The sequence below is a fragment of the Proteus faecis genome (assembly GCF_003144395.1).
Lineage (GTDB): Bacteria > Pseudomonadota > Gammaproteobacteria > Enterobacterales > Enterobacteriaceae > Proteus > Proteus faecis.
This window is the reverse complement of sequence record NZ_PENZ01000021.1, coordinates 15,547-29,671: the sequence shown is the minus strand read 5'-3', so window position 1 is coordinate 29,671 and position 14,125 is coordinate 15,547. Positions and strand designations below refer to the sequence as shown.

Genomic DNA, 14,125 nt, shown 5'->3' with positions numbered 1-14,125 from the left:
GGACGACGGTTTACGTTTCGCTATCCGTGAAGGTGGCCGTACAGTAGGTGCGGGCGTTGTTGCTAAAGTATTAGGTTAATTACTCGCGTAATTTCCTAAAAAAGGGCATCAATTGATGCCCTTTTTATGCGTTGTTTGAAAAAGAACCTATCTCATCACTAGTTTTTTGTAAATTATTGGTGAGATAGGCTCTGATACAACGAATCGAGTCCAGTATCTTGCAGATACGAATGTCATAGAGATATGACACTGTGTCAGATGCAATCATAGTTGATTTTATGGTTAGTCTGATTTGTTTTGCTCTTGCGAGGCAAGCTGGCTATTTATTTACATCATAGTGACAGGTTAATTTATGAGTGCGAATAGCGGAGCTCAAGATAGCAAACGCGGTGGTGATATCGCTAAGTGGATCATTACCGTTTTATTGCTGGCAGTAGCAGTGGGTGGCAACTATCTTTACCGTGAATTTAACCTAGCGTTGCGAGCTTTAGCTGTTGTTGCTTTGTTCGTAGCAGCAGGTGGGTTCGCGTTGTGGACAACACAAGGTAAAGCAACGTTAGCATTTGCTCGTGAAGCGCGTATTGAAATGCGTAAAGTAGTATGGCCAACACGTCAAGAAACATTGCAGACAACCCTGATTGTTGCTGCGGTGACGGCTATTGTGTCATTAGTTCTTTGGGGACTGGATGGCATTCTGGTTCGTTTTGTTTCATTTATTACTGGCCTGTGAGGTGTTCATGACTGATTCTCCAAAAAAACGCTGGTATGTCATTCAGGCATTTTCAGGCTTTGAAGGCCGTGTTGCACAGTCTTTGCGTGAACATATCAAATTAAACGAAATGGAAGACTCATTCGGCGAAGTTATGGTTCCAACCGAAGAAGTGGTTGAGATCCGTAGCGGTCAACGTCGCAAAAGTGAGCGTAAATTTTTCCCAGGCTATGTTCTTGTCCAAATGGTCATGAATGATGCGACTTGGCACTTAGTACGTAATGTACCTCGTGTTATGGGATTCATTGGTGGAACGTCAGATAGACCTGCACCAATTAGCGATAAAGAAGTTGATGCGATTATGAATCGCTTACAACAAGTTGGTGATAAACCACGTCCTAAAACACTGTTTGAACCAGGTGAAATGGTTCGTGTTAGCGATGGTCCATTTGCTGACTTTAATGGTGTTGTTGAAGAAGTCGATTACGAAAAAAGCCGCTTAAAAGTCTCTGTATCAATCTTCGGTCGTGCAACACCCGTTGAATTAGACTTTAGTCAGGTTGAAAAAGGTTAAACCTTTTTATCTTGCTTTCTTGCAAAAGGTGGAAAAGTTATCTACAATTTTCCACCTTTCGTTTTGAGTTGTTTTGTCATAAGACAGAACAAAGTAAAATCGGGGAGCCCTAGCCGGGCGATATATACCCAAATTGAGGAATTAATTAATGGCTAAGAAAGTCCAAGCCTATATCAAACTGCAAGTTTCTGCAGGTATGGCTAATCCAAGTCCGCCAGTTGGTCCAGCTCTGGGTCAACAAGGTGTTAACATCATGGAATTCTGTAAAGCATTCAACGCTAAAACTGAAAGCGTAGAAAAAGGTTTACCAATTCCTGTTGTTATTACAGTTTATGCTGACCGTTCTTTCACTTTCGTTACCAAAACTCCTCCAGCAGCGGTTCTGCTGAAGAAAGCTGCGGGCGTGAAATCAGGTTCTGGCAAACCGAACAAAGAGAAAGTAGGTAAAATTACTTCTGCTCAAGTTCGTGAAATCGCAGAAACTAAAGCTGCGGACCTGACTGGTGCTGACGTTGAAGCTATGATGCGTTCAATTGCTGGTACTGCTCGTTCCATGGGCCTGGTAGTGGAGGATTAATCTGATGGCTAAACTAACCAAGCGCATGCGCAATATCCGTGAGAAAGTTGAAGTAACTAAACAGTACGAAATTACTGAAGCTGTTGCTTTACTGAAAGAATTGGCTACTGCTAAATTCGTTGAAAGTGTTGACGTTGCTGTTAACCTTGGCATCGATGCACGTAAATCAGATCAAAACGTTCGTGGTGCAACTGTACTTCCACACGGTACTGGCCGTTCAGTTCGCGTTGCTGTATTCGCACAAGGTGCAAATGCAGAAGCTGCTAAAGAAGCAGGCGCTGAATTAGTCGGTATGGACGACTTAGCTGCTAAAGTTAAAGCTGGTGAAATGGACTTTGACGTTGTTATCGCATCTCCAGATGCAATGCGCGTTGTAGGTCAGTTAGGTCAAATCCTTGGCCCACGTGGCTTAATGCCAAACCCGAAAGTGGGTACTGTAACGCCTAACGTTGCTGAAGCAGTTAAAAATGCTAAAGCTGGTCAAGTTCGTTACCGTAACGACAAAAATGGTATTATCCATACCACTATCGGTAAAGTTGATTTCAACGAAGCTCAGTTGAAAGAAAACTTAGAAGCTCTGTTGGTTGCTCTGAAAAAAGCAAAACCATCAGCAGCGAAAGGCGTTTATATCAAGAAAGTAAGCCTGTCTACCACTATGGGTGCAGGTGTTGCGATTGATCAAGCTAGCTTAAGCGCGACAGTTTAATCTTAGATTAGACTAAAGTCATAAAAGACTTTACCTTGGCGTCAAATTTGTATAGAATTTGACGCCTTGAGTTTAGCTATGTTGTATTTTTTAAGTCGACATAACTAAATTCTCTGAATTTCGGTTGGAGTCTGGCCTATCCAGACCCCGTCCAAGACCGCAGGTGTAAGTGATTACTTAATTTTCCTGCGTAGACGGTGAGAGAGCCAATAAAGAATTATATATTCTGGATTCTACTCACCGTGTTTTAGCGCTTATACCATTGTGGTTATAAGTGATGTGAGTCCCGAGTTTTTACTCGGTTAATCCAGGAGCAAGAAGCTAATGGCACTAAATCTTCAAGACAAACAAGCGATTGTTGCTGAAGTCAGCGAAGTTGCCAAAGGTGCGCTTTCTGCAGTTGTTGCGGATTCCCGTGGCGTTACTGTAGCTAAAATGACCGAACTGCGTAAAGCATGTCGTGAAGCTGGCGTTACTGTACGTGTAGTACGTAACACACTTCTGCGTCGTGCTGTTGAAGGTACTTCTTATGAAGTACTGAAAGATGCATTTGTTGGTCCAACCTTGATTGCATTTTCTGCTGAACATCCGGGCGCTGCTGCTCGTCTGTTCAAAGATTTCGCGAAAGCGAACCCAGCATTCGAGATTAAAGCGGCTGCCTTTGAAGGTGAGTTTATCCCAGGTTCGAACATCGATCGTCTGGCTACACTCCCAACTTACGATGAAGCAATCGCACGCCTGATGGCAACCATGAAAGAAGCCTCTGCAGGCAAATTGGTTCGCACTCTGGCTGCTCTGCGCGATCAGAAAGAAGCTGCTTAATAGCCAATTTCTTCGTTGCTTTATTTACGTATAAACTTTTTCTGAATTTTAGGAACACTTGTTATGTCTATTTCTAAAGACGATATCTTAAACGCAGTTGCTGAAATGTCTGTAATGGACGTTGTTGAACTGATCTCTATGATGGAAGAAAAATTCGGTGTATCTGCTGCTGCAGCTGTTGCTGTTGCTGCGGGTCCAGCAGAAGCTGCTGAAGAGAAAACTGAATTTGATGTTATCCTGAAAGCTATCGGCGGTAACAAAGTAGCAGTAATCAAAGCAGTACGTGGCGCTACCGGTCTTGGCCTGAAAGAAGCTAAAGACTTAGTAGAATCTGCACCAGCAGCTCTGAAAGAAGGCGTAAGCAAAGATGATGCTGAAGCTCTGAAGAAAGCTCTGGAAGAAGCAGGCGCTGAGGTTGAAGTTAAATAATTTAACTTCCCAGAGTGCAGCCTAACGGCTGATGGCTGGTGATTTTTTGGTCACCAGCCTTTTTGCGCTGTAAGGTAAGAGTAGCTTTTTCACACTTTTTGGCTTCCTCTTTACCTCAATATTTTTTGCTATTGACGACTTAATATACTGTGTTAGTCACTGCGATCCACGTTCTCCAAAAGCTCGGTAGTGAGCTCAATGCAATGAAATGATTTAAGAGTAATAGCAATAAGTATTATGGAAAATTACATTTTCCTACCTACAAAAAATAGTGTTAGCAGAATGTCGTGTCGCCCTTAAATAACTAAGGGTAGGCAGAGTGGGTCACTTTTCAGCGAGCTGAGGAACCCTATGGTTTACTCCTATACCGAGAAAAAACGTATTCGTAAGGATTTTGGTAAACGTCCACAAGTTCTGGATGTTCCCTATCTCCTTTCTATCCAACTTGACTCGTTCCAGAAGTTCATCGAGCAAGATCCTGATGGTCAAAACGGTCTGGAAGCAGCTTTCCGTTCCGTATTTCCTATCCAAAGCTACAGTGGTAACGCTGAATTACAATATGTCAGCTACCGCTTAGGCGAGCCTGTTTTTGATGTTAAAGAATGTCAGATCCGCGGTGTAACTTACTCAGCACCTCTGCGTGTAAAACTGCGTCTGGTTATTTATGAACGTGAAGCCCCAGAAGGCACCGTTAAAGACATCAAAGAACAAGAAGTCTATATGGGTGAAATCCCATTAATGACCGATAATGGTACTTTTGTTATCAATGGTACTGAGCGTGTTATCGTTTCCCAGTTACACCGTAGTCCTGGTGTGTTCTTTGATAGTGACAAAGGTAAAACACACTCTTCAGGTAAGGTACTGTATAACGCACGTATTATCCCTTATCGTGGCTCATGGTTAGACTTCGAATTCGACCCTAAAGATAACCTTTTTGTCCGTATTGACCGTCGCCGTAAATTACCAGCGACTATCATTTTACGCGCAATGAACTACAGCACTGAAGAAATCTTAGGTTTATTCTTCGAAAAAACATTGTTTGAAATCAGCAACAACAAGCTGATGATGACATTAGTGCCTGAACGTCTGCGTGGTGAAACTGCTTCATTTGATATTGAAGCAAACGGCAAAGTGTATGTCGAAAAAGGCCGTCGTATTACCGCTCGCCATATTCGTCAATTAGAAAAAGAGCAAATTGACCGCATTGAAGTACCTGTTGAATACATTGCAGGAAAAGTGGTTGCTCGTGACTATATTGATGAAGCGACAGGTGAACTGATTTGTGCTGCTAACATGGAAATCTCTTTAGATGTGTTAGCTCGCTTAAGTCAAGCTGGTCATAAAACGATTGAAACGCTGTTTACCAATGACTTAGATCATGGTGCTTATATTTCAGAAACTGTTCGCGTCGATCCTACAAACGATCGTTTAAGCGCATTAGTTGAAATCTATCGCATGATGCGTCCTGGTGAACCACCTACACGCGAAGCAGCAGAAAACCTATTTGAGAACTTATTCTTCTCTGAAGATCGTTATGATCTGTCTGCTGTTGGTCGTATGAAGTTCAACCGTTCGTTAGGCCGTGACGAAGTTGAAGGTTCTGGCATCCTGAGCCAAGAAGATATCATTGAAGTAATGAAAAAACTGATTGATATCCGTAATGGTAAAGGTGAAGTGGATGATATCGACCACTTAGGTAACCGTCGTATTCGTTCTGTTGGCGAAATGGCTGAAAACCAATTCCGTGTTGGTCTAGTGCGTGTTGAACGTGCAGTTAAAGAACGTCTGTCATTAGGCGATCTTGATGCATTAATGCCACAAGATATGATCAACGCAAAACCGATTTCTGCTGCTGTCAAAGAATTCTTTGGTTCTAGCCAGTTATCTCAGTTTATGGATCAGAATAACCCGCTATCAGAAATTACGCATAAACGTCGTATTTCTGCATTAGGCCCAGGTGGTTTGACCCGTGAACGTGCAGGCTTCGAAGTTCGAGACGTACACCCAACTCACTATGGTCGTGTGTGCCCAATCGAAACACCTGAAGGTCCAAACATCGGTCTTATCAACTCATTATCTGTTTATGCACAGACTAACGAGTACGGTTTCCTAGAAACGCCTTACCGTGTTGTTGAAAACAACGCTGTAACAGATGAGATTCACTATCTGTCTGCAATTGAAGAAGGTAACTTCATCATTGCTCAGGCTAACTCCGTATTAGACGATGATAATCACTTCGTTGAAGAATTAGTTACTTGCCGTCATAAAGGTGAGTCAAGCTTATTTAGTCGTGACCAAGTTCAGTACATGGACGTTTCAACTCAGCAGGTTGTTTCTGTCGGTGCTTCACTGATCCCATTCCTTGAACACGATGACGCCAACCGTGCATTGATGGGGGCGAACATGCAACGTCAGGCTGTTCCTACTCTTCGTGGTGATAAACCACTAGTAGGTACAGGTATGGAACGTGCAGTAGCAGTTGACTCCGGTGTTACTGCAGTTGCTAAACGTGGTGGTGTTGTTCAGTATGTTGATGCTTCTCGTATCGTTATCAAAGTTAACGAAGATGAGACTTACGCTGGTGAAGCGGGCATTGATATCTATAGCTTGACTAAATACACGCGTTCTAACCAGAACACATGTATCAATCAAACTCCTTGCGTATCTTTAGGTGAACCAGTTGATCGTGGTGACGTGTTAGCCGATGGTCCTTCAACAGACCTTGGTGAGTTAGCATTAGGTCAAAACATGCGCGTGGCATTTATGCCATGGAATGGTTATAACTACGAGGACTCCATCCTTGTATCTGAGCGTGTTGTTCAAGAAGATCGTTTCACTACTATCCACATTCAAGAACTCGCTTGTGTCTCTCGTGATACTAAGTTAGGGCCTGAAGAGATCACTGCTGATATCCCGAACGTCGGTGAAGCAGCATTATCTAAACTGGATGAATCAGGTATCGTTTATATCGGTGCTGAAGTGAAAGGCGGCGACATTCTGGTTGGTAAAGTAACACCTAAAGGTGAAACTCAACTGACTCCAGAAGAGAAACTGTTGCGTGCTATCTTCGGTGAGAAAGCGTCTGATGTTAAAGATTCTTCTCTACGTGTTCCTAATGGTGTGTCTGGTACAGTTATCGATGTACAAGTATTCACTCGTGATGGCGTAGAAAAAGATAAACGTGCATTAGAAATCGAAGAATCACAGTTACGCGAAGTTAAGAAAGACTTAACTGAAGAACTGCGTATTTTTGAAGCAGGCTTATTCGCTCGTATCCGTGGTGTTCTGATTGCTGGCGGTATTGAAGCTGAGAAATTAGATAAATTACCTCGCGAACGCTGGTTAGAGCTGGGTATTGCTGATGAAGAGAAGCAAAACCAGTTAGAACAATTAGCAGAACAGTATGATGAACTGAAAGCTGAGTTCGCGAAGAAACTGGAAGCTAAACGTCGTAAAATCACTCAAGGTGATGATTTAGCACCAGGGGTGCTGAAAATCGTTAAGGTTTACCTGGCTGTTAAACGTCAGATCCAACCTGGTGATAAGATGGCGGGTCGTCATGGTAATAAGGGTGTTATCTCTAAGATTAACCCAATTGAAGACATGCCATACGATGAAAACGGTAATCCAGTAGACCTCGTACTGAACCCACTGGGTGTTCCATCACGTATGAACATCGGTCAGATCCTTGAAACTCACTTGGGTATGGCTGCTAAAGGTATCGGTGATAAGATCAATGCGATGCTAAAACAGCAACAAGAAGTTGCTAAATTACGTGAATTTATCCAGAAAGCTTACGATCTGGGTATGGCACCTCGTCAGAAAGTTGATCTGGACACCTTCAGCGATGAAGAAGTATTGCGTCTGGCTGAAAACCTGAAAAAAGGTATGCCAACCGCAACACCGGTGTTCGATGGTGCAGAAGAAATGGAAATTAAAGAGATGCTGAAATTAGCTGATCTTCCAACTTCTGGTCAGATTACACTTTTCGATGGTCGTACAGGTGAACAATTTGAGCGTCCAGTAACTGTTGGTTACATGTACATGCTGAAACTGAACCACTTAGTTGATGACAAGATGCACGCCCGTTCTACCGGTTCGTACAGCTTGGTTACTCAGCAACCTCTTGGTGGTAAAGCACAGTTTGGTGGACAGCGTTTCGGGGAGATGGAAGTGTGGGCACTGGAAGCATACGGTGCAGCTTATACTCTTCAAGAAATGCTTACTGTTAAGTCAGATGACGTTAACGGTCGTACCAAAATGTACAAAAACATCGTTGATGGTAACCATCAGATGGAACCAGGTATGCCAGAGTCGTTCAACGTATTGTTGAAAGAGATCCGTTCACTGGGTATCAACATCGAATTGGAAGACGAATAACGGATTCCATATAGACAGACTGCTAGAAATGGCAGTCTGTCAAACAGTGACTACACTGGTTTAAAGGGGTGAATGACAGGGGTCATTTGCCTGGCAGGTCTAACTCCGACAGGAGCCATTTCGTGAAAGACTTATTAAAGTTTCTGAAAGCGCAAACCAAGACCGAAGAGTTTGATGCGATCAAAATTGCTCTGGCATCACCTGATATGATCCGTTCATGGTCATTTGGTGAAGTTAAAAAGCCAGAAACAATTAACTACCGTACGTTCAAACCAGAACGTGACGGTCTTTTCTGTGCCCGTATTTTCGGACCAGTAAAAGATTACGAATGTTTGTGTGGTAAATACAAACGTTTGAAACACCGTGGTGTTATCTGTGAGAAGTGTGGCGTTGAAGTTACACAAACTAAAGTTCGTCGTGAACGTATGGGTCACATCGAATTAGCTTCTCCAGTTGCTCACATTTGGTTCTTGAAATCACTGCCGTCCCGTATCGGTCTGCTGTTGGATATGCCACTGCGCGATATTGAACGTGTACTGTATTTCGAATCTTATGTTGTTGTTGAAGGCGGGATGACCAGCCTTGAGCGCGGACAAATCTTAACAGAAGAGCAATATCTTGATGCATTAGAAGAGTTCGGTGACGAATTCGATGCGAAGATGGGTGCAGAAGCTGTTCAGAACCTGTTACAGAGCATGGATCTGGAACAAGAGTGTGAAACGCTGCGTGAAGAGTTAAATGAAACTAACTCTGAAACTAAACGTAAAAAACTGACTAAACGTATCAAGTTACTTGAAGCATTCATGCAATCAGGCAATAAACCTGAGTGGATGATCTTAACTGTACTGCCTGTGTTACCACCAGACTTACGTCCATTGGTTCCACTTGATGGTGGTCGTTTTGCGACTTCAGACCTGAACGATTTATATCGTCGTGTGATCAACCGTAACAACCGTTTAAAACGCCTGCTTGATTTAGCAGCGCCAGACATTATCGTACGTAACGAAAAACGTATGTTACAAGAGTCTGTGGATGCGTTATTAGATAACGGTCGTCGTGGTCGTGCGATTACAGGTTCTAACAAACGTCCTCTGAAATCTTTGGCTGATATGATCAAAGGTAAACAAGGTCGTTTCCGTCAAAACCTGTTAGGTAAACGTGTTGACTATTCTGGTCGTTCTGTAATCACCGTTGGTCCATACCTGCGTCTGCATCAGTGTGGTCTACCGAAGAAAATGGCTCTTGAGTTATTCAAACCATTTATTTACGGAAAACTGGAAACCCGTGGTTTAGCGACAACAATCAAAGCCGCTAAAAAAATGGTTGAGCGTGAAGAAGCGGTTGTTTGGGATATCTTAGATGAAGTTATCCGCGAACACCCAGTGATGCTAAACCGTGCACCAACACTTCACCGTTTAGGTATTCAGGCATTTGAACCAATCCTTATCGAAGGTAAAGCTATTCAGTTACACCCACTCGTTTGTGCGGCATATAACGCCGACTTCGATGGTGACCAAATGGCGGTTCACGTACCATTGACATTAGAAGCACAGTTAGAAGCTCGTGCACTGATGATGTCAACAAATAACATTCTGTCTCCAGCAAGTGGTGACCCAATCATCGTTCCTTCACAGGACGTTGTATTAGGTCTTTACTACATGACTCGTGACTGCATCAATGCCAAAGGTGAAGGCATGGTGTTAAGTGGTCCTAAAGAAGCTGAACGCGTTTATCGCGCAGGTTTAGCCTCTTTACACGCACGAGTTAAAGTACGTATCACTGAAGAGATCAAAGATGGCGAAGGTAACATCACCACTGAAACTAGCTTAAAAGATACGACTATCGGCCGAGCTATTTTATGGATGATCGTACCAAAAGGCCTACCTTACGCGCTGGTTAACCAACCATTAGGTAAAAAAGCAATTTCTAAAATGCTCAATACCTGTTATCGCGTAATGGGCTTGAAGCCAACAGTTATTTTTGCTGACCAAATCATGTATACCGGTTTTGCTTACGCAGCACGTTCAGGTGCTTCAGTAGGTATCGATGACATGGTTATCCCGGCTAAAAAAGCAGAGATCATTGCGGAAGCAGAAGCAGAAGTTGCAGAAATTCAGGAACAGTTCCAATCCGGTCTGGTAACAGCGGGCGAACGTTACAACAAAGTTATCGATATTTGGGCCGCGGCGAATGAGCGCGTAGCAAAAGCGATGATGGAAAACCTGTCTACTGAAACCGTTATTAACCGTAATGGTGAAGAAGAGCAACAAGTATCTTTCAACAGCATCTTTATGATGGCTGACTCCGGTGCTCGTGGTTCTGCAGCTCAGATCCGTCAGTTAGCCGGTATGCGTGGTCTGATGGCTAAGCCAGATGGCTCAATCATCGAAACACCAATCACAGCGAACTTCCGTGAAGGTCTGAACGTACTCCAGTACTTCATCTCAACCCACGGTGCTCGTAAAGGTCTTGCGGATACCGCACTGAAAACAGCAAACTCCGGTTACTTGACTCGTCGATTAGTTGACGTTGCACAAGACTTAGTCGTAACAGAAGACGACTGTGGTACAACCGAAGGTGTTATGATGACTCCAGTCATCGAAGGTGGTGATGTTAAAGAACCACTGCGTGAACGTGTATTAGGTCGTGTGGCTGCAGAAGATATTCTGAAACCAGGTACCGCCGATATTCTTGTTCCACGTAACACCCTGTTAAACGAAAAACTGTGTGATGTGTTAGAAGAAAACTCTGTTGACAGTGTGAAAGTACGTTCAGTTGTAACCTGTAACACAGACTTCGGTGTGTGTGCGAAATGTTATGGTCGTGACCTAGCTCGTGGTCATATCATCAACAAAGGTGAAGCTATCGGTGTTATCGCAGCACAGTCAATCGGTGAACCAGGCACACAGTTAACGATGCGTACATTCCACATCGGTGGTGCGGCATCTCGTGCGGCGGCAGAGTCTAGCATTCAAGTACGTAATAAAGGTACTCTGAAGCTGTTCAATGCGAAGTTCATTACTAATACTGCTGGTAAATTAGTTATCACTTCTCGTAACACAGAATTACGTTTAATTGACGAATTCGGTCGTACGAAAGAGAGCTACAAAGTACCTTACGGTGCTCAATTAGCAAAAGGTGATGGCGAAGCGGTTAACGGTGGCGAAACTGTAGCTAACTGGGATCCACATACAATGCCAGTTGTGAGTGAAGTATCTGGTATCATCCGTTTTGCAGATATGGTTGATGGTCAAACTATCACACGTCAAACAGATGAATTAACAGGTCTTTCTTCACTGGTTGTTCTGGATTCAGCAGAGCGTACAGGTAGCGGTAAAGATTTACGTCCAGCATTGCGTATCACTGATGCACAAGGTAATGACGTATTAATCCCGAATACTGATATGCCAGCGCAGTACTTCCTGCCAGGTAAAGCGATTGTTCAGTTAGACGATGGTATTACCATTAACGCAGGTGACACTTTAGCGCGTATTCCACAAGAATCTGGCGGTACTAAAGATATCACCGGTGGTCTGCCACGTGTTGCTGACCTGTTTGAAGCTCGTCGTCCGAAAGAGCCGGCAATCCTTGCTGAAATCAGCGGTATTGTTTCGTTCGGTAAAGAGACTAAAGGTAAACGTCGTCTAGTTATTTCTCCATTAGACGGTAGCGATGCATACGAAGAGATGATCCCTAAATGGCGTCAGCTTAACGTATTCGAGGGTGAGGTTGTGGAACGCGGTGATGTTATCTCCGATGGTCCAGAATCACCACACGACATTCTGCGCTTACGTGGTGTTCATGCGGTTACTCGCTATATTACTAACGAAGTACAGGAAGTTTACCGTTTACAAGGCGTTAAGATTAACGATAAACACATCGAAGTTATCGTTCGTCAGATGCTACGTAAAGTTACCATTGAGAACGCAGGAAGTTCTGAGTTCCTCGAAGGTGAACAGGTTGAATACGCTCGTGTTAAAGTGTCAAACCGTATTCTGGAAGAAGAAGGCAAAGTACCAGCAACGTATGCTCGTGATCTGTTAGGTATTACGAAAGCATCTCTGGCAACGGAATCTTTCATCTCTGCTGCATCGTTCCAAGAAACAACTCGTGTTCTAACGGAAGCTGCGGTAGCAGGTAAACGTGATGAATTACGCGGCTTGAAAGAAAACGTTATTGTTGGTCGCTTGATCCCAGCAGGTACGGGATATGCGTATCACCAAGATCGTATGAAGCGTCGTCAATCACAATTGCCGACAGATGAAACTGAAACAACAATCAGTGCTGATGAAGCATCTGCTAACTTAGCAGAGTTACTGAATGCTGGTTTCGGTGGATTAAAAGACTAAAATCTAATTTAGATTAGATTGAAATGCCCTCCATTGTGAGGGCATTTTTTGTTTTTGTTCTACATTAGTAGGCGAAATGATGAGAATAATAGCTAATATTTTGATTATTCTATGTTTTATCTTTACTGGATTTGTCTCGGCAGTACCTTATGAAAGAGGTATTCCAACAGAAGCTCAATGGGACTTAACAACACCAATCACAACATTGATGCAACTTCGTCAACAAAAAACGCTATATGCGTTTGTGGGAGATAAATTGCGACCCGTTGCCGAGCTTTGTCCTAACCAAGGTTTTTATGTATCGGTGGCAGAGGGTAATTATCACAAGATACAATTTGGGAATGCTCAAGGTTATCTTGAGGCTGGTTATCTAGAAGATGGCTATTTTGAAGATATTGCCTCAATGAAACCTGATAAAAAAATACATTTCTTATCAGATAACACGAAGAAAACAGATTATCCTATTTATGAATATTTAATTACGACAAAAAATACCCCTATCTATAGTGATAAAGATATTGCTAGCCCACAAATAGCGACTCTCTTATCCAATTTACGTTATCCCGTACTCTCTCGCACAATAAAAGAAGAGGCTAATGGAAGTAAGATCAATTGGTTTGAAATATCTTTAGGTGACCGCTTAGGTTATATTTCATCAAGGGATGTAAAGCCTGATTTAGGAATACCAGTACTTACTTATCACCATATTCTCAAAGCAACGGAAAACCATAATTTTCGCCATACATCAACAACTACATCATTAACTGCATTTACAGAGCAGATGAATTATTTAAAAAAAGCTGGATATGAAACGCTTTCACTAAATCAAGTTGCAGGCTATTTAAATAAGAGTGTTAATTTACCAGGAAGAGCTGTTGCATTAACATTTGATGATGGTTTGCAATCCGTTTACCGCTATGCTTATCCTCTTTTAAAAGAAAATGGCCAACGCGCAACACTATTTGTTATCTCATCACGAATAAAATCAAAAATACCTAAGTGGGCACCTAATTCATTACAATTTATGAGTTGGCAATCACTTAAATCGAGTCGTGATGTTTTTGATATTCAATCACATTCCCATTTTTTACATCGTTTAGATAATAATAAAAAACCTATTATCTTTAGTCGTCAGTCCCACACAATTATATTGGATTTACAACGTTCACAACGTGTATTGAGCTTATTAAATCCACATCAATATGCCTTTGCATATCCTTTCGGTGGATATAATCAAAGGGCAATTAATGCAGTCAAGGCCTCAGGTGTGACATTGGCGGTGACAACTCAGCAAGGAAAAGTACGTTTAGGTGACTCACCTTATGCCTTAAAACGGTTATATGCATTAAGTACCGATCCTATTGAAAAGTTTGCCAGAATGGTGGGTAATGACGAATATGAAGTGGTGAACAAAAATATCGTTGTTGATAAATAATTAAAAATAAAATTTATAATCTTAAAAAATACCTTTGATATTTATCGAGGGTATTTTTTATATTGTCATTACAAACTCATTTTAAATTAATAAATAACTTATATTTTTCAGATGATTATGATAATTTTTTAGTAAGGTAAATAG

At 42.4% G+C, this 14,125-nt stretch carries 10 protein-coding genes; all 10 read left to right on the top strand.

All coding sequences use genetic code 11. The features are described 5' to 3' along the window. On the top strand, nucleotides 1-79 hold a 79-nt coding region (locus tag DK858_RS05490; protein ID WP_001184434.1), incomplete at its 5' end, for an EF-Tu C-terminal domain-related protein. Nucleotides 80-352: 273 nt separating this feature from the next. Further along, nucleotides 353-730 (top strand): preprotein translocase subunit SecE, encoded by a 378-nt coding sequence (secE, locus tag DK858_RS05485; protein WP_006534701.1) that lies wholly within the window; start codon nucleotides 353-355, stop codon nucleotides 728-730. Nucleotides 731-737: 7 nt separating this feature from the next. Next, a complete protein-coding gene (gene nusG / locus DK858_RS05480; RefSeq protein ID WP_004246900.1) occupies nucleotides 738-1,283 on the top strand; it encodes a transcription termination/antitermination protein NusG in 546 nt (181 codons plus the stop codon). Between the two features lie 148 nt (nucleotides 1,284-1,431). Continuing rightward, nucleotides 1,432-1,860 carry a 50S ribosomal protein L11 gene (rplK, locus tag DK858_RS05475; protein WP_006534703.1) on the top strand — a complete coding sequence of 143 codons (429 nt, stop codon included), beginning with the start codon at nucleotides 1,432-1,434 and terminating at the stop codon, nucleotides 1,858-1,860. Nucleotides 1,861-1,864: 4 nt separating this feature from the next. Then, nucleotides 1,865-2,566, top strand: coding sequence for a 50S ribosomal protein L1 (gene rplA / locus DK858_RS05470; protein WP_072064767.1), 702 nt, complete (start codon nucleotides 1,865-1,867; stop codon nucleotides 2,564-2,566). 324 nt (nucleotides 2,567-2,890) lie between these two features. Further along, on the top strand, nucleotides 2,891-3,388 hold the full coding sequence (rplJ, locus tag DK858_RS05465) for a 50S ribosomal protein L10 (protein WP_006534706.1): 498 nt from the start codon (nucleotides 2,891-2,893) through the stop codon (nucleotides 3,386-3,388). A gap of 63 nt (nucleotides 3,389-3,451) precedes the next feature. Next, nucleotides 3,452-3,817, top strand: coding sequence for a 50S ribosomal protein L7/L12 (gene rplL / locus DK858_RS05460; RefSeq protein WP_023583093.1), 366 nt, complete (start codon nucleotides 3,452-3,454; stop codon nucleotides 3,815-3,817). 351 nt (nucleotides 3,818-4,168) lie between these two features. Continuing rightward, nucleotides 4,169-8,197, top strand: coding sequence for a DNA-directed RNA polymerase subunit beta (rpoB, locus tag DK858_RS05455; RefSeq protein WP_109396534.1), 4,029 nt, complete (start codon nucleotides 4,169-4,171; stop codon nucleotides 8,195-8,197). A gap of 122 nt (nucleotides 8,198-8,319) precedes the next feature. Next, complete coding sequence (rpoC, locus tag DK858_RS05450; protein WP_109396532.1) at nucleotides 8,320-12,546, top strand: DNA-directed RNA polymerase subunit beta'; 4,227 nt, start codon at nucleotides 8,320-8,322, stop codon at nucleotides 12,544-12,546. A 79-nt stretch (nucleotides 12,547-12,625) separates the two neighbouring features. Then, nucleotides 12,626-13,981: a polysaccharide deacetylase family protein gene (locus DK858_RS05445; protein WP_109396530.1), complete on the top strand. Its 1,356-nt coding sequence runs from the start codon at nucleotides 12,626-12,628 to the stop codon at nucleotides 13,979-13,981. Nucleotides 13,982-14,125: the final 144 nt, after the last annotated feature.